We start from the raw sequence: 19,935 nt of genomic DNA, 5'->3' as shown, positions 1-19,935 counted from the left end.
CATTAAAGGAGAAATCAGATGAAATCCATTGCCTTGCTTGCCCTTTCCCTCGGCCTTGCGGCCGTCAATGTTGTGCAGGCTGCCGAAGTGGTGGCCGGACGTGAAGAAAACTCTGTAGGTGCCGGTTTTGGAGGTTTGTCCGGCCTGATGCTGGGTGCCGCCGCGGGTGGCCCTGTTGGTGCGCTGATTGGCGGCGCCGCTGGGCTCTGGTCCGGCGCGCAGGTGCAGGCCGCCACTGGCAATAGCGGCACCGCCTATGTGGTGCGCCACGAAGATGGTCGTGAGCAGTGGGTGCGTTCGCCCAAGGAGCGCTTCGAGCTGGGTCAGCAGGTGAAGATGAACGGTATCCGCCTGCAAGCGCAGTAAGTCGATCTCAGCGCGGCTCGTGGAAGCCGCGGTACTCATGCTCTTATCGCTTCGAGGAACTTCATGAATACGAATTTTCAGGGTCGTCTGGCTGTCGTCACCGGGGCCAGTTCAGGTATTGGCCTGGCAGTGTGTGATCTGTTGCTGCAGCGCGGCGCGCGGGTACTGGCTTTTTCACGGCGTCTGGGCGCGTTGGAGGCGTTGCAGGCGTTGCATCCCGAACAGCTGCATTGGTGTGCGGGTGACGTCACCGATATCGACGCGCTGCATGGGCTGGCCGAGCGGGCGGGGCGGCTCGGTGCAGTCGATTATCTGGTGCCCAACGCTGGAATCGCGCGGTTGGCGCCGGGCTGCGACATGCAGGCATTCGAACAGCAGTGGCGGGTCAATGGCGCCGGTGCAATCAATACCTTTCACGTGCTTAGGCCTCATCTGGCGCGGCCCGCGTCGGTGGTTTTCATCAGTACCTTTCTGCGTCAACTGGGGTTTGCCGGGCTCGGCGGTTATATCGCCAGCAAGGCGGCGCTATCTGCGCTGGTACGTAGCCTTGCGCTGGAGCATGCCAGCGAAGGATTGCGGCTCAATCTGGTTTCACCAGGGCCGACGGCGACTCCGATCTGGAACAGCCTGGGTCTGGCTGACGATGCCTTGGCGGGGGTTGCCAGTGAGGTCGGCAAGCGCCTGGTCGACGGTGAGTTCCTAGATCCGCAGGCGATTGCCGAGGTGGTGTTGTTCCAGCTGAGCAATGGTGCACGTGGTGTCCACGGCCAGGATTGGGTGGTAGACAAGGGCTACACCCTGCAATAAATGAAGTCGGGGCGGCAGGGCTGCCGCCCCGATTTCGCGACATATCCACTGACATTTAGCGAGGCGCATGTTCGCCGCTTAAAGGTTTTTGAAAGGTTCGCCTCTTAGCCTCCGCACGCGCCTTTCGCGTGCTTTACAAGAAAAAGAGGAGAAAGCGGTTTGTTGACCTTGATTGGCCTGTTGACCATCTGCAGCCTGGTTGTGCTGCTGCTTATCGGGCGCATGTCGCCTGTTCTGCCATTGATCGTGGTGCCGTTGCTCGGCGCTCTGGCCGCGGGCTTTGGCCCGGAGGCGATTTCCGGTTTCTTCACCGATGGCATCGGCCGCGTGACGGCGATTGCCACCATGTTCGTGTTTGCCATCACCTTTTTTGGCGTGCTGCAGGACACCGGGCTGTTCCGCCCGCTGATCGGCGGCATGGTCCGGCTCACCCGCGGCAACGTGATCGCGGTGACCGTGGCCACTGCGGTGATCGGCATGCTGGCGCACCTGGACGGCGCCGGCGCCACCACCTTCCTGCTCACCGTTCCCGCCTTGCTGCCGCTGTACAAGCAGTTGCGCATGAGCCCGTACCTGATGCTGCTGTTGCTGGCGATCGGCGCCGGTATCTTCAACATGCTGCCCTGGGCCGGACCGCTGGGCCGTGCCTCGGCCGTGACCGGCATCGAGGTCACCGAGCTGTGGCGTCCGCTGATCGCCATCCAGGGTATCGGTGTGGTGTTGTTGGTAGCCCTGGCGGCGCTGCTGGGTTGGCGTGAGCAGCGCCGTATCGCCGCCGGCAAGAGCGGGGACGAAGGGGTACTGGTGGAAACCAGCACTGATTTGCATGAGCCAAGCGCCGAGGAGCTTGCACTGGAGCGCCCGCGTCTGCTGTGGGCCAACTCCGCGTTGTTCCTGGCGGTGCTGGTATCGCTGTTCTCTGGCGTGCTGCCGGCTGGCTATATCTTCATGATCGGTCTGTGCCTGGCGCTGCTGATCAACTACCCCGGCGGCAAGGCGCAGATGCAGCGTATCTCCGCCCACGCTCCGGCTGCGCTGAGTATGGGCATGATTATCCTGGCGGCGGGCTCGATGCTCGGCATCTTCACTGGCACCGGCATGCTCACGTCCATTGCCCAGGACCTGGCGCAGGTGCTGCCGGCACCGCTGGTGGGGCAGATGCATATCGTGCTGGGGCTGTTCGGCCTGCCGATGGAGCTGATGCTGAGCACCGACGCCTACTACTTCGGCCTGCTGCCGGTAACGCTGGAAGTGGTCGGTGCCCAGGGCGTCGAGCCGGCCAGCGTGGTCTATGCGCTGACCATCGGCAACATCATCGGCACCTTCATCAGCCCGTTCTCGCCGGCGCTGTGGCTGGCGCTGGGTCTGGCCGGGCTGGATCTGGGCCGGCACATTCGCTACTCGCTGTGGTGGATGTGGGGCTTCTCGCTGGTGCTGTTCGGTGCGGCCTGGGCACTCGGGTTGTTCTGACAAACCCAGCTTGTATCGCACCTCACGCCCGGGCTTGCCCGGGCGTGTTGCATCTGGAGGCGGGTGTTTAGCTGATTTCCACCTGATAGCGGAAGTTCTCCGCCGCCGCGCGTGACAGGCGATATTCCAGCGGCGTGCGATCGTAGCCCAAGGCGGTACGTTCAATCACCACGCTTGGGCTGGCTTCGGCCACATCCAGAATGGCGGCGAGTTCGGCATCGGCGGAGGAGACCGTCAGGGTTTCCCGGGCGGATGCGATGCGCTGGCCGCAATGCTGCTCGTAGAAGGGGTAGAGCAATTGTGGAAAGTCGTCCGGCGCGAGCTCCAGCAGAGCGTCGAAGCGTGAAGCCGGCAGCCAGATACGTTCATGGAACAGCGGGCGGCCGTCGATCAGACGCAGGCGTTGGAGGAATACGCAGGGCTCGCCTTCGCTCAGCTGCAGTGCCTGGCTGACGGCGGCATCGGCAGCTACCTGGCGGCAGTCGAGGATGCGACCCTGCGGCACCTGAGACTGGCCACTGACGCTGACCTGGCGGAAAAAACGAAACAGCGAGCCGTCGAAGTTCGGCCGGCGTACGAAGGTGCCGCGTCCCTGAGCACGCAGCAGCAGGCCTTCTGCGACCAGGGTTTCCACTGCCTTGCGCACCGTACCAACGGCCACGCCGTAGTGGCGGGTCAACTCCGCTTCGGTAGGGATGGCTTCACCCGGCAACCATTCGCCTGCGGCAATTTTCCCCAGCATTTCGTCGCGTAACCGCTGGTACAGCGGCAGGCGCTCGTCCTGTCCCAGAGTCGTGGTGCTCATAAACCTCAAATCCAAAAGTCGACCGGCCGTCACTTTACCACTGGCCTGCAGATTGACAGCACTCGATCTCTGTAGATACAGTCATCTAATCATATATATGAATATATGACTTACAAGAAGGAGTCGCTCGTACCGGCGGCTCGTACAAGAATCGACAGAGGTATCGCTTCGTGACGCCCATGCCTTATGCCGCTATCACCGGCATCGACACCCACGCGCACATCTTTCGCCAGGACCTGCCCATGGTTCCCGGCCGCCGCTACAGCCCCAGCTATGACGCCACCGTGGAGCAGTACCTGGCCCACCTGGACGCCTGCGGCCTGTCCCAGGGGGTGCTGATCCAGCCCAGCTTTCTCGGCACCGACAACCACTACATGGTCGAGGCGTTGCAACGCTTCCCTGAGCGCCTGCGTGGTGTGGCGGTGGTGGATGCGCAGGTCAGCGATGCCGAGCTGGACGAGTTGGCCGCTGCCGGCGTGGTGGGCGTGCGCCTGAACCTGATCGGCAAGGCGCTGGAGGATTACACCGGCCCAACCTGGAGTGGCCTGTTCCGCCGTCTGGCGCGCCGTGGCTGGCAGGTGGAAATTCAGCGCGGCTTCGACGACCTGGCGCTGATCGTGCCGGCGATTCTCGAATCCGGCGTCACCGTGGTGATCGATCACTTCGGCCTGCCCGCGCCGAGCGTGCAACTGGATGCTGCGCAGCATGACGTGTTCTTCGACCTGCTGGGCCAGGCGCCGGTATGGATCAAGCTGTCGGCAGCCTACCGCAGCCAGTCCGATCTGAGCCGTACCCAGGCCATCGAGGTGCGTCTGCGTGAGGCTTGTGGCGGCGTCGGTCGCTTCCTCTGGGGCAGCGATTGGCCCAACACCCAGTTCGAGTCGCAGACCCGCTACGATCAGCAATTCGCGCTGCTCGAGGCTCTGCTGCCCAACCCCGAGGAGCGCCGTCGCGTTCTGGTGGACAACCCCGCAACCCTGTTCGGTTTCGCCTCAGCGTAACCACTGCTCACATCAGAACAACAAAAGGAGTCAAACCATCATGATGAGCTTGCTCGTCGTCGCCGCGATCGTCCTCGCCGTCGCGCTGGGTTACACCACCAAGATCAACATCGGCCTGTTCGCCATTGCCTTCGCCTACCTGCTGGGCTGCTTCGGCATGGGCATGAGCCCGGGCGATATCATCAACATGTGGCCGCTGAAGATCTTCTTCGTGATCTTCTCGGTCTGCCTGTTCTATAGCTTCGCCACTGTCAACGGCACCCTGGAAAAACTCGCCGGGCATCTGCTGTACCGCTGCCGTGGCGTGCCGCACCTGCTGCCCTATGCCATTTTGCTGACCTCGGGGGTGATCGCTGCCATGGGCGCCGGTTACTACACCGTGCTGGCCTTCATGGCGCCGCTGACCCTGCTGCTGTGCCAGCGCACCGGCATGAGCCTGATTCTTGGTGGCATGGCAGTGAACTACGGTGCGCTGGCCGGGGCGAACTTCGTCTCCAGCCAGAGTGGCATCATCTTCCGCGGCCTGATGACCGGCGCCGGCATGCCCGAGAGCGAGGCTTTCGTGAATGCCCTGGCGATCTTCGCCAGCACGGCGATCATCCCGGTGCTGGTGATTTCCGCCTTCGTCTTCCTCGGTGGCCACGGCCGCAACCTGAAGAATGCCGTGCTCGCCGCCGATCTGCCGGAGGCCTTCAATCGTGAGCAGAAGCTGACCCTGCTGCTGACTGTGCTGATGATGGTGCTGGTGCTCGCTGCACCACTGGCGCTGCTGGCCTTCCCGGACAATGCCACGATCAAGTTCATCAACAGCAAGGTGGATATCGGCCTGATCGCCAGCGTCTTCTCGGTGATCGCCCTGTTGCTCAAGCTGGGTGACGAGCGCAAGGCCATCGCCTCCGTGCCCTGGGCCACGCTGATCATGATCTGCGGCGTCGGCATGCTGATTACCGTCGCGATCAAGGCCGGCACCATCGATGCCCTGGCGTCCTGGATCGGCGGCAATATCCCGCCGTTGATGATTCCGGTGGCCTTCGGCGTGGTGGCTGCGCTGATGTCGATCTTCGCCAGTACGCTCGGCGTAGTGACGCCGGCGTTGTTTCCCATGGTGCTGCCGCTTTCGGCGTCGATGTCGATCGATCCGATGATCCTCTTCATCGCCATCGTGGTCGGTGCTCAGGCTACCTCGATCTCGCCGTTCTCCTCCGGCGGCAGTCTACTGCTGGGCTCCTGCACGGACGACAAGGTTCGCTCGACCCTGTTCTCGCAACTGCTGCTGCGCGCCGCGCCCATTGGCTTCGTTGCAGCGATGCTGTTCAACCTGGCGCTGACGTTCCTGTTCTGATGAGAAGAGGTTCTTTGCCTAGTTTGGGGAAAGTGCGAGTTGATACTGGACTGCTAAGTTTGTGTGCGTATTGCTCACGGGCTTAGCACTATCCATTACCGAGCCCACTGAACGTTTGGGTTGCGCCCCTTACGGGCGCCACACCTTTCTTGCTTGCCCAAGAAAGGTGTGCCAAAGAAGGGCACCCCGACATCCGGGTTTCGCTACGCGAAACTTCCCTCGCTCCGGTGCCGCTCCGGGGGCCGGCTTACATGGGCCATCCTTGGCCCATTAAGCCTTTCGCCGCATCCATGCGGCTCATTCCCCTACGCAACACCTACGTTCGGCCTCCTGAAGGGGACCAGGTCGCGAGCTTGCGTAATCTTCGCAAAATTGAAATTAGCGGCGTCTGAGCTTTGCCTTTGCTCTTCAACTGCGATGGTACAGACGACGCCCAAGTCCCCTTCAGGAGGCCGAGTGGAATCGCCGTGGAAGGGGGTGAGCGACATGGATGTCGCGAGAGCTGCGATGGGCCAGGGATGGCCCTTCGCAGCGTGCCCCTGTAACGGTGATGGAGCGAGGGAACCCCGGCGCAGCCGGGGCCGTATGCAGGGGTGTGTTTCTTTGCTTACTTTCTTTGCACAAGCAAAGAAAGTGAGTCGCCCGTAAGGGGCGAAACCCATCAGATCAGACGACACGCTAACGGATAGTGCCAAGCCATGGACAGCTAACACGTAATTGCCAGTCCGGTATCAAGCGTATCCTCCCCGCGAGAATGCGAAGAACCTGAAAAAAACCGGCATCGAGTGATGCAGGGGCTTTATCCCCGCAAGTCCGTATCGCTATTTCAGCCGATAGCGTCGCAAATCATCCTGACTCAGCAGGCGCAAGCGACCTGGCGGGGCCTGGTAGATCGCTTCGGCCAGGCTTACGTCGACGCCCATGTCGCGAAAGTACTTGGCCGGGCTGAAGGCCTGGCTGCCATGGGCGGCCTGCGCCAATGCCGAGTCACCGGCGGGGAAGGGTGGGCGGCGCAAGGCAACGTGGCCGTTGACCGTGCGTTTGCTGCCAGCCGCCAGCAAATAGATGCAACTGCCCTGACACATGCCGCCTGAAGGTACCAGCGCCTCGAAGCCGGTTTCGCGCAGCAGGCGACCCATGCGGATGGCCTCCGGCGCGCTGCCGCCGATGCTGTCGAGCAGCACGATCTTGCGCGTGTGCTTACCTGGGTTGGCGCGCAAACCCTGCAGCAGTTTTTCGTAGTCGCCGGGAACGATCTCTTCGGAAATTTTCGCTGCCAGCAGGCCGGCGTTGGCCTCGACTTCGACCTGCGCCTGGACGTTCAGGGCGGTGAACAAGGTGGTAGCGATCAGGGCGACGCGTAAACGCTGAACAATCATCGGGCGGGTTCGTTGGTGGCTCGGGAGGTAGAAGATACCTTGCCCGAGTCGCCTCACGCACCTGTTCAGATCGCTGCGTTTTTCTGCTGCACCTGCCACGCCCAGACAAACAACAGCAGGCCGCCGATGGCAGTGGCAGCGCCGATGTAGCCGGTCACCGTCCAGCCCATACCGGCGCTGATGGCCATGCCGCCGAGCCAGGGACCGAGCGCGTTGGCGACGTTGAACGCGGCGTGGTTGGACGCGGCAGCGAGTGTCTGCGCGCCCGTGGCAACGTCCATCAAATGGGTCTGCAGCGCCGGGCCGAGGGCGATCATGGTGCCGAGGGCGAAGATCGCCGGCAGGATCGTCCACAGGCTGTGTGCGGCGAACGGGAAGACCAGCAGCACCAGCGTGCTCCAGGCCAGAATCCAGGCCACGGCGCGTAGGCGCAGGCGGTCGAACAGCCAGCCGCCGGCACTGTTGCCGACGATGCATCCGGCACCGAACACACCCATGGCCAGCGGAATCCAGCCGGGGCCGACCTGGGTGACGTGAAGCAGGGTCGGCGCCATGTAGCTGAACACGCAGAACATCCCGGCGAAACCAATCGAGCCGATGCCCAGTGCCAGCCAGATCGGCGCGCGGTTGAAGGCGCGCAGCTCGCCCAAGGGACTGCTGCGCTGCTCGTTGGGGGCGGCCGGAAGGAAGATCGCGACCATGGCGATGGTGGTGATGGCGATGATGCCGACCAGGGCAAAGGCGTAGCGCCAGCTCATGAATTGGCCGAGCCAGGTGGCCAGCGGGTTGCCGATCAGGATGGCCACTGTCAGGCCGGCCAGCACCCGGCTCACCGCCTTGGCGCGTTTGTGCGGCGGCGCCATGGAGGCCGCCACCAACATGGCGATACCGAAGTAGGCACCATGTGGCAGGCCGGCGATGAAGCGGAAAATCAGCAGCGGCTCATAACTGGGTGCCAGGGCGCTGGCGAAGTTGCCGAGGGCGAAGCAACCCATCAGCAGCAGAAGCAGGATGCGCCGTGGCAGGCGCGCACCGAGCAGGGCCAGCACCGGTGCACCGACCACCACGCCTAGGGCGTAGGCGCTGATCACGTGGCCGACTTGCGGCTCGCTGACGCCAAGGTCGGCGGCGACGTTGGGCATCAGGCCCATGATGGCGAACTCGCCGGTGCCGATGGCGAAGCCGCCAAGGGCCAGGGCGAGTTGAATGAGAAGGATCGCGCCCGGCGACAGAGTGGTCGCGAAGCCTGATGCAGAGCTGTTCATGAGTGACCTGGAGGAGGGGGGAAGCAAGCGCGCAATTATAATCTCCCAGCGTCTTGCTTGGGTATTGGCGGCCGCTCTATATCGGGCTTTGAGACGAATGGTCGGCGTTGTTCAAGGCCTTCACGTAGTCGACGAAGGCACGCAGCGGCGCCGGCACCTGGCGCCTGCTGTGGTAGTACAGATACGGGCCGTTGAAGTGCTGCCACCAGTCCTGCATGAAGGGTTGCAACTGGCCGCTGGCCAGGGGCGCCGCGATGTATTCCTCGAAGGTGTAGAGAATGCCGTGGCCGGCGCAGGCTGCAGCGATCAGTAGGTCCTGCGACGAGCTGACCAGGCGACCCTCGGGGCTGATGCGCAGGGTGCGTCCATCCTGCTCGAACTCCCATACGCCGAGCTTGCCGCTGGCGAAACGGTAGCCGAGCAGGCGATGTTCGCTCAGTTCGCTGGGGTGTTGTGGCGTGCCATGGCGCTGCAGGTAGCTGGGTGCTGCCACTACCATGAAACATTGCCGGCGCGGCCCGATGGGGATGGCGATCATGTCCTTGGCCAGGCTTTCCTCGTAACGGATGCCGGCGTCATAACCGGCGCCGATGACGTCGATGAAGGTGTTGTCCATGTTCACCTCCAACGCGATGCCGGGGTAGCGAGCGAGAAAGCCATCCAGCAGTTGCGGCAGGATGTGCCGCGCGATCACGCCGGGCACATGCAGGCGCAGTGAACCGACCGGGTTCTGCGGATCTTCCTGCAGGTCGTTGAGCGCCGTGTTGATCTCGTCCAGCGCGGGGCGCAGACGTTCAAGCAGGCGCGCGCCGATTTCCGTCGGCGTCAGGCCGCGCGTGGTGCGGTTGAGCAGGCGCACGTCCAGCTCCTTTTCCAGGCGGCGCACGCAATCGCTCAGCGACGAAGCCGACATGCCGCGGCGTTGCGCGGCGACGCGAAAGCCGCCGGCCTCGACCACGGCAGCGAACAGGGCAACATCGGATAGGTTCGGTTGGCGCATGGGTGGCGGCTGGATTATTACGAAGGGTCCGATAATGCGGCGCAGCGGCCACTTTGCCAATCCTGAGTGGAGACTGGAGAGCGCGTGGGAGGGGCTTCAGCCGCGATCTTTGCCGTGGCAACACTCACTCTCGAATTACGCCTCGCGTCCGCGAAACACCTGGTAACTGTCCGCCTGACCGTATGCGTTGTTCGGTTTTGGCCGGCTTATCGTACGTGCCATCTGCCTGCACCCTATGTCCTGTACGTGCGCCGGGTCTGGCGCATTGAGTCAACGGACACGAGGAATCAGTCGATGGACAAGAAGAATGCTGTGGGGCGAGGCCATTCGCGTCGTGATGCCCTGAAACTGTTCGGCATGGTGGGCGGCAGCCTGGCCTTGCATGGGGTGTTGGGCGGTGTACCGACATTCGCCTGGGCCAGTACCTCATCGGGGTGGCAGGCGAGCGACATGCCATCGCTGACCGGCAAGCGCATGCTGGTCACCGGTGGCAGCAGCGGCATGGGCTTCGAGGATGCCCTGGCCCTGAGCCGCGCGGGTGCTCAGGTGATCATCGCCGCGCGCAATTCACAGCGCGGCGCCGAGAGCATCGAGCGTATTCGTGCGCAGGTGCCGGATGCGCGTCTGCGTTTCGAACAGCTGGACCTGGCCGACCTGGCCTCGGTGCGCAGCCTGGCTCAGCGCCTGAATGCCGAGGGTGAGGTGCTGGACGTACTGATCAACAACGCGGCGATCATGGCGCCACCACAGCGTGGCGTGTCCCGCGATGGTTTCGAGATGCAGTTGGCGACCAACTTCCTCGGCCATTTCGCCCTGACCGGTTTGCTCCTGCCGTCGCTGCGCAAGTCGGCCGACCCGCGTGTGGTGACCCTGGCGAGCATCGCCGTGAACCGCGGCAGCATCAATTTCGATGATCTGCAGTCGCAGAACAACTACAACCCCTATGCCGCCTACGCCCAGTCGAAGCTGGCCTGTCTTATGATGGCCTTCGAGTTGCAGCGGCGCAGTTTGGCCAATGACTGGGGCATCCGCAGCGTGGCTGCGCATCCTGGCGTGGCTGTCACCGAACTGGTCGAACGCGGGCCTGGACTGGAAAGCGAGTTCGCCCGCGAGTGGGCGAAGGACCGCGACGTGTATCACTCGGCAGCGCAAGGTGCGCTGTCATCGCTGTTCGCGGCGACGGCGGCCGAAGCCGAGGGCGGTCGTTATTACGGCCCGACCGGCGAAGAGGAAAAACGCGGCCCCTTAGGTCTGGCCAAGGTGCCGGATGCGGCAGCCGATGCTGATGCTGCGGCGCGCCTGTGGTGGGTAGCCGAGCGTCTGACTGGCGTCAGATACGGCTGAGTGATGCCGGCGCGCCGAGCTGGCGCGCCCGTTCGAGGAATTTCGCATGTCATCGTCAAAGATGGCGCAGCGCGTGGCTCTGGCCATCAACGCGCAGCGCAACGAGTTGTGGCCGGCGCTGGCCGGCTTTGCCCTGTTCTTTTGCCTGTTCTCGGGCTACTTCATGCTGCGACCGATCCGCGAGGCGATGGGCATCGTCTCGGGGGTGGAGAACCTGCAATGGTTGTTCACCGCCACCTTCGTGGTGATGCTGATCGCGGTGCCCTTGTTCGCCTGGCTCAGTTCGCGGGTGCCGCGGATTCATTTCATCGACTGGGTGTACGGTTTCTTCACCCTGAACCTCGCGCTGTTCGCCCTGTTGTTTTTCAGCGCTGATGAAAGTGTATGGCTGGCGCGTAGCTTTTACGTGTGGATCTCGGTCTACAACCTGTTCGTCGTGTCGGTGGCCTGGAGCCTGATGGCGGATGTATTCGACAGCGAACAGGCCAAGCGGCTCTTCGCTTTCATCGCCGCGGGAGCCAGTGTCGGCGGGTTGGCAGGACCCGCGCTCAGTACACTGTTGATCGGCACTCTTGGTCAGGCCGGGTTGATTCTGCTGGCCGCTGTATTGCTGGCTGTCGCGCTGACGCTCAAGCAGGTGCTGATGCGCTGGCGAGAGCAGGGTGGTGCGGGACGTGCCGGTGCGGTTCAGGCCGAGAGCCCACGTCGACCCGTGCCGGGTAATCCGTTCAGCGGGTTGACCCGGGTACTGGCTTCGCCCTACCTGCTGGGTATCGCCGGCTTCGTGATTCTTCTGGCCACGGCCAGCACCTTTCTCTACTTCGAGCAGGCACGTCTGGTGGCCGAGCTGTTCCCGGATCGCGCGGCGCAGGTGCGGGTGTTCGGCGTGATCGATTTCGTGGTGCAGGCTGGCGCATTGATTGCCCAGCTGTTCATCACCGGGCGTATCGCGCGGCGTATGGGCGTGCGAGTGTTGTTGGCCTGTGTGCCGCTAATGGTGTGTGTCGGTTTCATCGGCCTGGCGTTGATGCCGACCTTCGCCATGCTGGCGGCGCTGATGATCGTCCGGCGTATCGGTGAATATGCCTTCGTGCGGCCTGGGCGAGAGATGCTCTTCGCGCCGCTGGATGCCGAGAGCAAGTACAAGGCGAAGAACTTCATCGACACCGTGATCTATCGCGCGGGCGACGCCATGAGTGGTTGGCTCAAGAGCCTGCTGGACATGCTGGCCCAGGGCGCCTGGCTGGTGGCGTTGGTAGGGGCTGCCAGTGCGGCGCTGTGGGGACTGCTGGGTTGGTACCTGGGCGGGCAGGCCGATCAGCGCAGTGCCGAGAAAAAGGTGGCTGCGACTACCTAAGGCAAGTGCGAGAGAAACGATGTGGGAGTCGGCGGCCGACTCCCACAACTGCATCAGCCTCGTGCGGGGATGTTCAGGCCGCGCTGCACCGCCGGGCGAGCGAGGAAGGCATCGAGCACGCGGCGCACGTTGGTGAAGCGCTCGAACTGCACCAGATCACCGGCCTGGTAGAAATCCGCCAGGGTGCGAATCCAGGGGAATACGGCGATATCGGCGATGCTGTATTCGCCAGCGATCCAGTCACGGCCTTGCAGGTGTTGGTCGAGTACGCCCAGCAGGCGTGCCGATTCAGCGGCGTAACGGTCGCGTGGACGCTTGTCTTCAAACTGGCTGCCGGCGAATTTGACGAAGAAACCGAGTTGGCCAAACATCGGCCCCAGGCCGCCCATCTGCCACATCAGCCATTGAATCGTCTCGTAGTGTGCAGCGGCATCCTGGGGCAGCAGCTTGCCGGTCTTTTCCGCCAGGTAGATCAGAATCGCGCCGGACTCGAACAGCGGCAGCGGATGGCCATTGGGGCCGTCGGGATCGAGGATGGCGGGAATCTTGTTGTTCGGCGCCAGGGAGAGAAACTCGGGGCTGAATTGGTCATCGCTGCCGAAGTCGACCAGGTGCGGTTCGTAGGGCAGGCCGATTTCTTCCAGCATGATCGAGACCTTGACCCCATTGGGGGTGGGCAGCGAATACAGCTGCAGGTGCTCGGGATGCTGGGCAGGCCATTTGCGGGTGATGTGGAATGGGCTGAGGTCGGTCATGTGGAGTTCCATGTCGAATGGGGCGAAGAAGGAGCGATCAGAACACGAGTAGCCTGAGCGCCGGAAATCGATCCAGCTGCTAGTAGTCATCGACTCGAGCAATCCTGCCCGGTTCCCTGTACGTGAACGAGGCGGTATGGTGCGGTTTTCATCCACCCGGCCCGGAGCCCATCGGCATGAGCCTGCACGGTACTTACGACTCCCAGAACATCTTCGCCCAGATCATTCGTGGCGACTTGCCCTGCTACACACTCTACGAGGACGACGATGTACTGGCCTTCCTCGATCTGTTCCCGCAATCCAGGGGCCACAGTCTGGTCATTCCCAAGCGCGCGGCCGCGCGCAATATCCTGGAAATCGACGACGCCAGCCTGGCCAAGGTCATGGCCGTGGTGAAGAAGGTCACCCAGGCCGTGGTCGATGAGTTGCAGCCGGCTGGCGTGCAAGTCGCGCAGTTCAACGGCGCGCCTGCCGGGCAGACGGTGTTCCACATCCACATGCATGTGATTCCGCGTTTCGAGGGCGAAGGCCTAGGTGTTCACGCAGCGAGCAAGGCCGACCCGGCCGAGCTGGAAGCGCTGCAGGCACGACTGGTCAAGCGTCTGCAAGGCTGAAATGGCATTGCCCCGGACGAGTGACTCGGCCGGGGCATCAGGCAACCTGTGGTTTAGCCGTTCTGGTTGCTCAGGCCGCCCCATTCCACGAAACGCACGGCGTGCACTTCGCCCTGGCTGTCACGGTAAACGATGACGCTGGGCACTACACCGCTCTTGCGGCTGTTGTCGGTGCGCTGCAGGACGGTGTCGATGTCCAGCTGCATGCCGTACTGGTATTCCTGTACGTTCACTTTGGTGCTGTCTGGCGCTTTCTCGCTGGCGAATGCGATAGGGGTGAAAGCGGCGAGGAGGGTGGCGTTGAGCGCTGTGAATTTCATCTGAGTAATCTCCGATCAGTTGCGCCGAAGAAGTTGGCGCTGGGGTCGAGAGAGATGAAAACATTGCACCGATCATTACAGAAATCGATGCTTTTGCTTTTGGGCATCGATGTTATCGATACCTTGCCCGCGGGCTCGCCAACCCCAATACTCAGGCAGCACTTATCTGCCCATGGAGGGCTTCATGCGTTCGATCCTCATCGCTCTACCGCTGTTGCTGTTGGCCGGTTGTTCGTCATATCGGGGTGACCCCGAGAACGTCAAACCGGTACCGGAAGACCGCCTGCTGGCGTTTCAGGAGGCGCAGGCGAACGGCGCGCAGATCGTGGTCAACCGCGATTTCGGGATGATGGGGGGCGGCTGCTTCGTGGCCATCGAGGTGGATCGCAAGGTCGCAGCGCGCATCGGCGTCGGCGAGGTCGCCACCTTTCAGGTGCCGACAGGCACGCGCGTGGTTGGCATCACGCCGGATCGCATGGACGACACCCTGTGCGGCATGGGCCGCTTGCTGCGCGAAGTGGCGGTGCCGGTGAAAGCCGGGGAAACCCAGCACCTGCGCATCGTCAGCCAGAACAAGGGCGGCTTCGATATTCGCCCGGACAAGCCCTGACCGCGTTGCCGCTGTGCGAGCGGTCATATCGAGCGTGACGCCAGGCGGTTAGTATTCCCTGCATCAAAACAGGGAGCATGGACGTGAATGGATTGCCGATAGCCATCGTAGGGGCGGGTACCGCAGGTCTCGCCACGGCGATATTTCTCGCCCGTCAGGGTTATGCGGTGCGCGTACTGGAGCGGGTCGAGCAACTACAGCCGGTGGGCGCCGGTATCCTCTTGCAGCCTTCCGGTCTGGCTGTGCTGCAACGCTTGGGTCTGCTCGCCGAATGCACCGCACTAGGGGCTCCGGTCAGCCGTCTGTACGGCACCAGTTGCCAGGGTCGGGTGATCCTCGACACTCGTTATCACGACTGGCAGCCAGGCAGTTTCGGCCTTGGCATTCACCGCGGTGTGCTGATGACGGCGTTGCTCAAGGCCGCGCAGCGTGCCGGTGTGCAGGTGGACACCGGTGTGGTAGTGAGCCGCTTCGAGCAGGCCAGCGGCCATATTCGCTTGCTGCGCCAGGACGAGGGTGGCAGTGAACAACCCCTGGGCGATTTCGCCGCACTGATCCTGGCCGATGGCACACGCTCGACTCTGCGCGCGCAGATGCAGGTGCGGCAGTGGTCTCGGCCCTATCCGTGGGGTGCGCTGTGGAGCATGTTGCCGACCTCACCGGCGACCGAGTCCGGCGAGCTGCGCCAGTGGTACCGCGGTTGCCGCGAGATGTTCGGCCTGATGCCGACTGGCTGCACCCACCAAGCCCGAGAGAAATCGCTGACCAGCCTGTTCTGGAGCCTGCCACTGAGCGAGCACGAGAGCTGGCGCAGCAGCGGGCTGGAGGCCTGGAAAACCCGCGTGCGCAACCTCGCCGGCGAGGCTTCGGAAGCCTATCTGCAGCAGATCGATGACCCCGCACAACTGACCCTGGCGGCCTATGCGGACGTGCGCATGCAGCGCTGGAACGATGGTCGCGTGCTGGCCATCGGTGATTGCGCCCACGCCATGAGCCCGCAATTGGGGCAGGGCGCCAATATGGCCTTGGTCGATGCCGCTGCACTGGCCGATGCGCTCGGTAATGCCGGTGACGAACAGCAGCAAGCGCTTGACTGGAATGCCATCTTCACTCGCTACGGTGATACCCGCCGTGATCACCTGCGCTACTACCGCCAGGCCAGCCGCTTGCTGACGCCGCTGTTCCAGTCCAACAGCAACATCCTGGCGGTGTTACGCGATATCGCCCTGATGTTGGCTCGGCACAACCGCTTCGGCCGCCAGCATGCCGTCAGCACCCTGGTTGGGGCACGCGGCGGCTGGCTGTGGTCGGGGGCGCAGAAACGCGAGTTGCATGCCTGGACGGGCGAGCGGGAGGCCTGGGAGTGAGGCTTGTATTGGCCGCGTGCTAGGCTGTCGTCATCGATAGCGCCGATGCGCAATACGCAGTCGAACCCTTCCCGCAGCGGATCGATACGCCGGTCGCTGCAACCAAGCTCGATTTCCAGATGTCGGGCACGAAATTCATCGAGACGCGGCGTGACAAGGCGCCCGGCGATTTCCGCGGGCATGTCCACGCGTAACGGTCCACTCAGGGCGGTGAGCATCCTGACGGAAAAGGTTTTCCAACTCGTCTATCTGCCCTAGCAACTCGCGGACGTGACTATACAGCGCCAGGTCGGCCAGGCGCAGGCACTGGGCTGCACCAACCTGACGATATCGGAGCGAGGCAAGGGCGGGCGTTGGGTCACCGGTCAGCGCATCGAGGCTTCCGGTTGCATGTTCCTCTGACGTCCGCTGGCGTTGCGCGGTAGTTCTCAGCCCAGGCTGCGCAGCCTAGGTAGACTGCGCGGTAGCCAACAGGAGAGCTGTTTTGAAGGAATCGCCGATTGGCATCGTGAAAGCCGGCACAGCCTGTCTGGCCAGCGCCATCGGCTTGGCCCACAGGTTTTTGCCGTACGTATTTGGCAGCGACTTCAAGGACAGCCTTTCCGTTCTGAACTTCAAGAAAGGATTCTTAAAGCACCCACGCTCGCAAAACTAACATCCCCAATTTTCGTGTCGGGTGGCCGATAAGGTACATATTCTCGCCCTGACTGCGCCGCATCTGGTGCGGCGTGTCTACAAGCAAGGAAAGCTGGCATTGGGGGGCAGTGGGCGCTGCCGCAAGAAACTAATTTTTCGCGTGGGCGAAAATGCACAAAGCCTGTCCGACCGGCAGGAATTGACCGAATGGAAATCGATAAATAAAAAGGAGTCAACATGGAAATAACGGCGAGCGACGTAGAATTTAAAGAGGGGCGTCGAGTTCTGTTTATGGGGGGAGGGATTGGGCTTCTTTTGATGGGCCTGTCCTTTCAGGCTTTCCGCATGGGTGCAAGCCCCATTGCGGGCTTGCTGCTTTTGGTTGCGGTCTGGCTGCTGGCGTCGGCTTGGATCAATCGGGGCGCAGGATCAAAGCCGCTGATGATTCTGAAAGATGAGGGCATCTGGTTTTTCAATGCAAACGGTCTGTTGCCGTACACTTCTATTGACGATATGGAAATCGAGACTTACTGCACGCACAAGGACTTCCAGTTTAATAGCACTTTTCATATTCCGTTGGAAAAAGTCGATACGCTGCCTGCCTTCCAATATAGCCGGCTTGATGGTCTTTTCTTAAGGCCGGGCGCGGCCAGAGGGAGGGGCTTTCGTAAACATGTCGTTGTCTTCCGTTATGGAAACTTGCGCGATGCTGACGGGAAAGGCCTTGATGCTGATGACCTGTTTGAAGAGCTGAGTTACCGTATTAACCGCGCCTGCCAAGCCGAGGCTGCAATTCTGGTGCCGACCTCTGCAGCTAATGACGCGCTATCATCTGTGCAGTAACCGCGCTGTTAAATCGAAACCCGTGCAGATTGGCTCTCACGGGTTTTTTCTTGCCCGCGATCCTGCGCCCTTGTTCCCCGGTTCTCGGAGAGGGGGCAAAGCGCTTTCGACCTTCGGGACTAGCTGCCCTGGAGCGCCTGGACCTGCTTGCTGAGTGCACCGCATTGGGGGGGCGCAGAAGCGCGAGTTGCATGCCTGGACGGGTGAGCGGGAGGCCTGGGAGTAGCCTAACTGCCGCTGTCGCTGACAAAGCGCTGTTCCAGAGCGGCGACGACTTGATATAACGCATCGATCGGATCGACATCGTTTTGCGCGTAGATGCTGCATGAGGCCATATCGTCCGGGTAGCTGAACTCCGCATAGAGTTCCTGCAACCGTTCGATCTTGTCCTCATCGGCAAGCGAGGAGTGTTGCAGTTCCGAGAGCATGGCTAGCCGCCATTTCTCCAGAGCATGCGACCGTTTTTCCTGAATATCGATACCCTCTTTCTTGCACAGGGTTGCCAGCAAGGCGACTACTTCGTCATCACTCAGGGCGTCGCTGCCGGCCAGAACGGCAATATCACTGTCCTGCTGACCGGCAGACAGTAGCTTGAAGGCATGCTCGGATACTGCATCCTTGTTTATCCAGCCGTTATTCAAGCCGATCGCCAGGGTCGGCCAGTCAACCAGGTTGCGCTTAGCAAGCTCGGGAAAATATTCGTTCATTACTACCCCTTAAGGTCTGGCAACTTGGTTGGGGAGGCCTGTCACTTTCCCGCCAGGAATGAAGCGTCGATGCGTAACTCGCTGGTGATGGATTTACTCATTGCTCTTCTGTATCTGCGAGAGACCATCTGGCTATGGTGACGAAGACTTCACCGCTATCGGTGTCGTAAATATAACGAGCTTCTCCGCATGAATTGCCATGTTTGGCAAGTAGATTACTGTTCCAGCATTGGGAAATTATTTGCGCTAGAGCGATAGCCTGCTCGGTTGTCAAGTTGTCAAGTTGTCAGACAGTCCTGTGATTTCCAGTAAATTCATCCAGTACTGAGTGCGATCCATATCTTGTGTTGTTTTTATGAGATCTAGGTAACGATTCGTATCGAAAAGCTCGCCAATGAATGCCCGGTCGTCGACAATTTCTATTGCGGGAGACATTAGTTGTGCGTAGTGGAGGAGGAAATCGAAGTGCAGGGGAGTAGTGGCATATACAGCTTGCACGTAGTCGATGCCGGAAGTAGCTGGATCGTTGTTGGCTTTCTTGAAATCAGTAAAGCTGAATAGTTGATCATTATGCATGTGTGTTGTTCTCGCCTAAGATTTTCCTGACGCAGGCCGGCAACGGTACGCTGAATTAGCGGTGAAGAACGTGCGTAGGTATCATTGATCCGTGTTTATGACTACCGGGGGCTGGTTACTCCAGGCAGCCTGGTTTTCAGCGAATATGCTGTGTCGCGCTGCGACAAGCCCCCGACTTAGCTCCCCTTGAGGAAGATCGCGAATTCCAAGCTTCTCGATAGGTCTATGGCATCTGTCTGCGGCACTGATATCCCATAGATACCATGTGAGGTTTCCTCTATGTCCGAGCTGAAAGGGTCATGACGGGCAAGTGACTTTATGTAATCGAGTGCAACGGACTTCTGCGTCGAAAAGTCGTCAGCTTTCAAGGATGGAATATGGAGGAGGTTACTAGCGAAAAGGCGATAGAGCGTTTCTACCGCCAGCTGCCAACGCAGAGAAGTGCCCTTGCTGTTTGTCAGTCCACTGGTCATGGCATCCGCGCAATAGCTGTCATAGCAGAACATATGTAGCTAATCTTGAATTGCTAGTGCGGGAAATTCACATGCGCTCATTGACTGTTTCTGTTCTTTCAAGAGTTAAGGTTTTGCTGGTGCTCTGTTTTTTGTAATGATAATGCTGAAAGAATTAGATATCCGGATAGGTTTCCAGAAACCATTCGAGGGTGTCCTGGATTCGATGGATTTCCTGTGAATTCAGATTCCTGATTGTCTCTTTCAACACCTTTGCCACTTCGAGTATTTCAGGGTGATCCACCACAACGCCGGAGTCTTCGGTGATGCACTCGATCATGGCACTCAGTGTCGCTGTGTTCAGGGGCATGGGTGGGTTTTTTATTAGCTCGATGCCTTTATGGAGATTGACTGAGTAAAGCGTCTCGAAAGCCGATGCCTGGAAATATTCGTCACCCTTGTTGCTGCGCAGAATGTCTACTGCCAATTGCTCTGCTACGGCTTTGTTCAGGTGTTTCAGTTGGCGCAGTGCTTCTGCCGCTGTGTCGTAGTCGCTGAGCTCGATAATCTCTTTTTCCAAGGCTTGCTCGGTGGTTGTCATCGGTTTTGTCATAGAGAGGTTGGGATGAGCTTCAAGGTCGTGAGATAGGCCCGTTGGTCGTCGAGTATTTCTACTTTCAAGGTTCCCTCAGGGCCCGTTAGCGTGCTGTGTACCCAGGTACGCTGTTCAGGGGTGACTTTGTTTCCAACGTCGAGAAGATGTTTTATCAGTGCTTCGTTATTCTCAGGAGTGTCTGGAAATCCAATGTTGTCTAAATGCCTGCCCATGTCCTGTGATTCACTGCTATACCGTTCGAGAAGTGTTATTGATAGTTCTTTTTCGAAGGTTGTCATGATTGAATGATTGTGGCTCGAGCAG

The 19,935-nt window shown here is 60.9% G+C and carries 23 protein-coding genes and 1 pseudogene; 13 read left to right on the top strand and 11 right to left on the bottom strand.

Features of this window, described 5'->3' with window-relative positions:
* Positions 1 to 18 precede the first annotated feature (18 nt).
* From CDO35_RS20780 to CDO35_RS20770, 3 genes are all read left to right on the top strand, one after another.
* Positions 19 to 366, top strand: a complete 348-nt coding sequence (locus CDO35_RS20780) for a hypothetical protein (RefSeq protein ID WP_099526498.1) — start codon at positions 19 to 21, stop codon at positions 364 to 366.
* 63 nt (positions 367 to 429) lie between these two features.
* Positions 430 to 1,173, top strand: coding sequence for an SDR family NAD(P)-dependent oxidoreductase (locus CDO35_RS20775; RefSeq protein ID WP_099526497.1), 744 nt, complete (start codon positions 430 to 432; stop codon positions 1,171 to 1,173).
* Positions 1,174 to 1,332: 159 nt separating this feature from the next.
* Positions 1,333 to 2,643 carry a CitMHS family transporter gene (locus CDO35_RS20770; protein WP_021488506.1) on the top strand — a complete coding sequence of 437 codons (1,311 nt, stop codon included), beginning with the start codon at positions 1,333 to 1,335 and terminating at the stop codon, positions 2,641 to 2,643.
* A gap of 67 nt (positions 2,644 to 2,710) precedes the next feature.
* Here the strand turns inward: CDO35_RS20770 and CDO35_RS20765 are convergent, their stop codons facing one another.
* On the bottom strand, positions 2,711 to 3,448 hold the full coding sequence (locus CDO35_RS20765) for a GntR family transcriptional regulator (protein ID WP_099526496.1): 738 nt from the start codon (positions 3,446 to 3,448) through the stop codon (positions 2,711 to 2,713).
* Positions 3,449 to 3,627: 179 nt separating this feature from the next.
* Here CDO35_RS20765 and CDO35_RS20760 point away from each other — a divergent pair, with 179 nt between their 5' ends.
* Both CDO35_RS20760 and CDO35_RS20755 read left to right on the top strand, forming a co-directional pair.
* Positions 3,628 to 4,449, top strand: a complete 822-nt coding sequence (locus tag CDO35_RS20760) for an amidohydrolase family protein (protein WP_208019982.1) — start codon at positions 3,628 to 3,630, stop codon at positions 4,447 to 4,449.
* Between the two features lie 40 nt (positions 4,450 to 4,489).
* Entirely contained in the window at positions 4,490 to 5,791 is a 1,302-nt protein-coding gene (locus CDO35_RS20755) for an SLC13 family permease (protein WP_041977936.1), read from the top strand.
* A gap of 821 nt (positions 5,792 to 6,612) precedes the next feature.
* Here the strand turns inward: CDO35_RS20755 and CDO35_RS20750 are convergent.
* From CDO35_RS20750 to CDO35_RS20740, 3 genes are all read right to left on the bottom strand, one after another.
* Complete coding sequence (locus CDO35_RS20750) at positions 6,613 to 7,170, bottom strand: COG3904 family protein (protein ID WP_099526494.1); 558 nt, start codon at positions 7,168 to 7,170, stop codon at positions 6,613 to 6,615.
* Positions 7,171 to 7,235: 65 nt separating this feature from the next.
* Entirely contained in the window at positions 7,236 to 8,435 is a 1,200-nt protein-coding gene (locus CDO35_RS20745; RefSeq protein ID WP_099526493.1) for an MFS transporter, read from the bottom strand.
* 76 nt (positions 8,436 to 8,511) lie between these two features.
* The gene (locus CDO35_RS20740) at positions 8,512 to 9,435 is read right to left on the bottom strand and encodes a LysR family transcriptional regulator (RefSeq protein WP_099526492.1); all 924 of its coding nucleotides are present in this window, start codon (positions 9,433 to 9,435) and stop codon (positions 8,512 to 8,514) included.
* Positions 9,436 to 9,729: 294 nt separating this feature from the next.
* On the opposite strand from CDO35_RS20740, the gene CDO35_RS20735 reads away from it, so the two are divergent.
* Complete coding sequence (locus tag CDO35_RS20735) at positions 9,730 to 10,779, top strand: SDR family oxidoreductase (protein ID WP_099526491.1); 1,050 nt, start codon at positions 9,730 to 9,732, stop codon at positions 10,777 to 10,779.
* Positions 10,780 to 10,825: 46 nt separating this feature from the next.
* Positions 10,826 to 12,136: an NTP/NDP exchange transporter gene (locus tag CDO35_RS20730; RefSeq protein WP_099526490.1), complete on the top strand. Its 1,311-nt coding sequence runs from the start codon at positions 10,826 to 10,828 to the stop codon at positions 12,134 to 12,136.
* Positions 12,137 to 12,189: 53 nt separating this feature from the next.
* Here CDO35_RS20730 and CDO35_RS20725 read toward each other — a convergent pair whose 3' ends face one another.
* On the bottom strand, positions 12,190 to 12,891 hold the full coding sequence (locus CDO35_RS20725) for a glutathione S-transferase N-terminal domain-containing protein (protein WP_099526489.1): 702 nt from the start codon (positions 12,889 to 12,891) through the stop codon (positions 12,190 to 12,192).
* 176 nt (positions 12,892 to 13,067) lie between these two features.
* Here CDO35_RS20725 and CDO35_RS20720 point away from each other — a divergent pair, with 176 nt between their 5' ends.
* Positions 13,068 to 13,505 (top strand): HIT family protein, encoded by a 438-nt coding sequence (locus CDO35_RS20720; protein WP_099526488.1) that lies wholly within the window; start codon positions 13,068 to 13,070, stop codon positions 13,503 to 13,505.
* Between the two features lie 53 nt (positions 13,506 to 13,558).
* Here the strand turns inward: CDO35_RS20720 and CDO35_RS20715 are convergent, their stop codons facing one another.
* Positions 13,559 to 13,825, bottom strand: coding sequence for a DUF2790 domain-containing protein (locus tag CDO35_RS20715; protein ID WP_099526487.1), 267 nt, complete (start codon positions 13,823 to 13,825; stop codon positions 13,559 to 13,561).
* Between the two features lie 184 nt (positions 13,826 to 14,009).
* Between CDO35_RS20715 and CDO35_RS20710 the strand changes: the two genes are divergently transcribed.
* Both CDO35_RS20710 and CDO35_RS20705 read left to right on the top strand, forming a co-directional pair.
* Positions 14,010 to 14,435 carry a 3-isopropylmalate dehydratase gene (locus tag CDO35_RS20710; protein WP_099526486.1) on the top strand — a complete coding sequence of 142 codons (426 nt, stop codon included), beginning with the start codon at positions 14,010 to 14,012 and terminating at the stop codon, positions 14,433 to 14,435.
* Positions 14,436 to 14,518: 83 nt separating this feature from the next.
* On the top strand, positions 14,519 to 15,802 hold the full coding sequence (locus CDO35_RS20705; RefSeq protein WP_099526523.1) for an FAD-dependent oxidoreductase: 1,284 nt from the start codon (positions 14,519 to 14,521) through the stop codon (positions 15,800 to 15,802).
* Between the two features lie 77 nt (positions 15,803 to 15,879).
* On the opposite strand, the pseudogene CDO35_RS23340 reads toward CDO35_RS20705, so the two are convergent.
* A pseudogene (locus CDO35_RS23340) lies at positions 15,880 to 15,984 on the bottom strand (LysR family transcriptional regulator); the annotation flags it as partial.
* Positions 15,985 to 16,072: 88 nt separating this feature from the next.
* Between CDO35_RS23340 and CDO35_RS23120 the strand changes: the two are divergent.
* The 3 genes from CDO35_RS23120 (at position 16,073) to CDO35_RS20695 (ending at position 17,281) form a co-directional block, all read left to right on the top strand.
* Complete coding sequence (locus CDO35_RS23120) at positions 16,073 to 16,204, top strand: hypothetical protein (RefSeq protein ID WP_279432792.1); 132 nt, start codon at positions 16,073 to 16,075, stop codon at positions 16,202 to 16,204.
* An 82-nt stretch (positions 16,205 to 16,286) separates the two neighbouring features.
* Positions 16,287 to 16,457 (top strand): hypothetical protein, encoded by a 171-nt coding sequence (locus tag CDO35_RS22890; protein ID WP_158233732.1) that lies wholly within the window; start codon positions 16,287 to 16,289, stop codon positions 16,455 to 16,457.
* A gap of 218 nt (positions 16,458 to 16,675) precedes the next feature.
* Complete coding sequence (locus CDO35_RS20695) at positions 16,676 to 17,281, top strand: hypothetical protein (protein ID WP_099526484.1); 606 nt, start codon at positions 16,676 to 16,678, stop codon at positions 17,279 to 17,281.
* A gap of 227 nt (positions 17,282 to 17,508) precedes the next feature.
* Here the strand turns inward: CDO35_RS20695 and CDO35_RS20690 are convergent, their stop codons facing one another.
* From CDO35_RS20690 to CDO35_RS22885, 4 genes are all read right to left on the bottom strand, one after another.
* Positions 17,509 to 17,988 (bottom strand): DUF2247 family protein, encoded by a 480-nt coding sequence (locus CDO35_RS20690; protein ID WP_099526483.1) that lies wholly within the window; start codon positions 17,986 to 17,988, stop codon positions 17,509 to 17,511.
* Between the two features lie 270 nt (positions 17,989 to 18,258).
* The gene (locus CDO35_RS22975; RefSeq protein ID WP_208019981.1) at positions 18,259 to 18,564 is read right to left on the bottom strand and encodes a hypothetical protein; all 306 of its coding nucleotides are present in this window, start codon (positions 18,562 to 18,564) and stop codon (positions 18,259 to 18,261) included.
* Positions 18,565 to 19,191: 627 nt separating this feature from the next.
* Positions 19,192 to 19,617 (bottom strand): hypothetical protein, encoded by a 426-nt coding sequence (locus tag CDO35_RS20675; protein WP_099526482.1) that lies wholly within the window; start codon positions 19,615 to 19,617, stop codon positions 19,192 to 19,194.
* An 8-nt stretch (positions 19,618 to 19,625) separates the two neighbouring features.
* Positions 19,626 to 19,910, bottom strand: a complete 285-nt coding sequence (locus CDO35_RS22885; protein ID WP_158233731.1) for a hypothetical protein — start codon at positions 19,908 to 19,910, stop codon at positions 19,626 to 19,628.
* Positions 19,911 to 19,935 lie beyond the last annotated feature (25 nt).

The organism is Pseudomonas sediminis (genome assembly GCF_002741105.1).
GTDB classification, from domain to species: domain Bacteria; phylum Pseudomonadota; class Gammaproteobacteria; order Pseudomonadales; family Pseudomonadaceae; genus Aquipseudomonas; species Aquipseudomonas sediminis.
The sequence above is the reverse complement of the archived record's forward strand: the minus strand, read 5'-3'. Positions and strand labels throughout refer to the sequence as shown.

Coding starts and splice junctions, on each gene's coding strand:
- CDO35_RS20780 (WP_099526498.1), top strand. CDS start 19: ATGAAATCCATTGCCTTGCTTGCCCTTTCCCTCGGCCTTGCGGCCGTC.
- CDO35_RS20775 (WP_099526497.1), top strand. CDS start 430: ATGAATACGAATTTTCAGGGTCGTCTGGCTGTCGTCACCGGGGCCAGT.
- CDO35_RS20765 (WP_099526496.1), bottom strand. CDS start 3,448: ATGAGCACCACGACTCTGGGACAGGACGAGCGCCTGCCGCTGTACCAG.
- CDO35_RS20760 (WP_208019982.1), top strand. CDS start 3,628: ATGCCTTATGCCGCTATCACCGGCATCGACACCCACGCGCACATCTTT.
- CDO35_RS20755 (WP_041977936.1), top strand. CDS start 4,490: ATGATGAGCTTGCTCGTCGTCGCCGCGATCGTCCTCGCCGTCGCGCTG.
- CDO35_RS20750 (WP_099526494.1), bottom strand. CDS start 7,170: ATGATTGTTCAGCGTTTACGCGTCGCCCTGATCGCTACCACCTTGTTC.
- CDO35_RS20745 (WP_099526493.1), bottom strand. CDS start 8,435: ATGAACAGCTCTGCATCAGGCTTCGCGACCACTCTGTCGCCGGGCGCG.
- CDO35_RS20740 (WP_099526492.1), bottom strand. CDS start 9,435: ATGCGCCAACCGAACCTATCCGATGTTGCCCTGTTCGCTGCCGTGGTC.
- CDO35_RS20735 (WP_099526491.1), top strand. CDS start 9,730: ATGGACAAGAAGAATGCTGTGGGGCGAGGCCATTCGCGTCGTGATGCC.
- CDO35_RS20730 (WP_099526490.1), top strand. CDS start 10,826: ATGTCATCGTCAAAGATGGCGCAGCGCGTGGCTCTGGCCATCAACGCG.
- CDO35_RS20725 (WP_099526489.1), bottom strand. CDS start 12,891: ATGACCGACCTCAGCCCATTCCACATCACCCGCAAATGGCCTGCCCAG.
- CDO35_RS20720 (WP_099526488.1), top strand. CDS start 13,068: ATGAGCCTGCACGGTACTTACGACTCCCAGAACATCTTCGCCCAGATC.
- CDO35_RS20715 (WP_099526487.1), bottom strand. CDS start 13,825: ATGAAATTCACAGCGCTCAACGCCACCCTCCTCGCCGCTTTCACCCCT.
- CDO35_RS20710 (WP_099526486.1), top strand. CDS start 14,010: ATGCGTTCGATCCTCATCGCTCTACCGCTGTTGCTGTTGGCCGGTTGT.
- CDO35_RS20695 (WP_099526484.1), top strand. CDS start 16,676: ATGGAAATAACGGCGAGCGACGTAGAATTTAAAGAGGGGCGTCGAGTT.
- CDO35_RS20690 (WP_099526483.1), bottom strand. CDS start 17,988: ATGAACGAATATTTTCCCGAGCTTGCTAAGCGCAACCTGGTTGACTGG.
- CDO35_RS22975 (WP_208019981.1), bottom strand. CDS start 18,564: ATGCATAATGATCAACTATTCAGCTTTACTGATTTCAAGAAAGCCAAC.
- CDO35_RS20675 (WP_099526482.1), bottom strand. CDS start 19,617: ATGACAACCACCGAGCAAGCCTTGGAAAAAGAGATTATCGAGCTCAGC.
- CDO35_RS22885 (WP_158233731.1), bottom strand. CDS start 19,910: ATGACAACCTTCGAAAAAGAACTATCAATAACACTTCTCGAACGGTAT.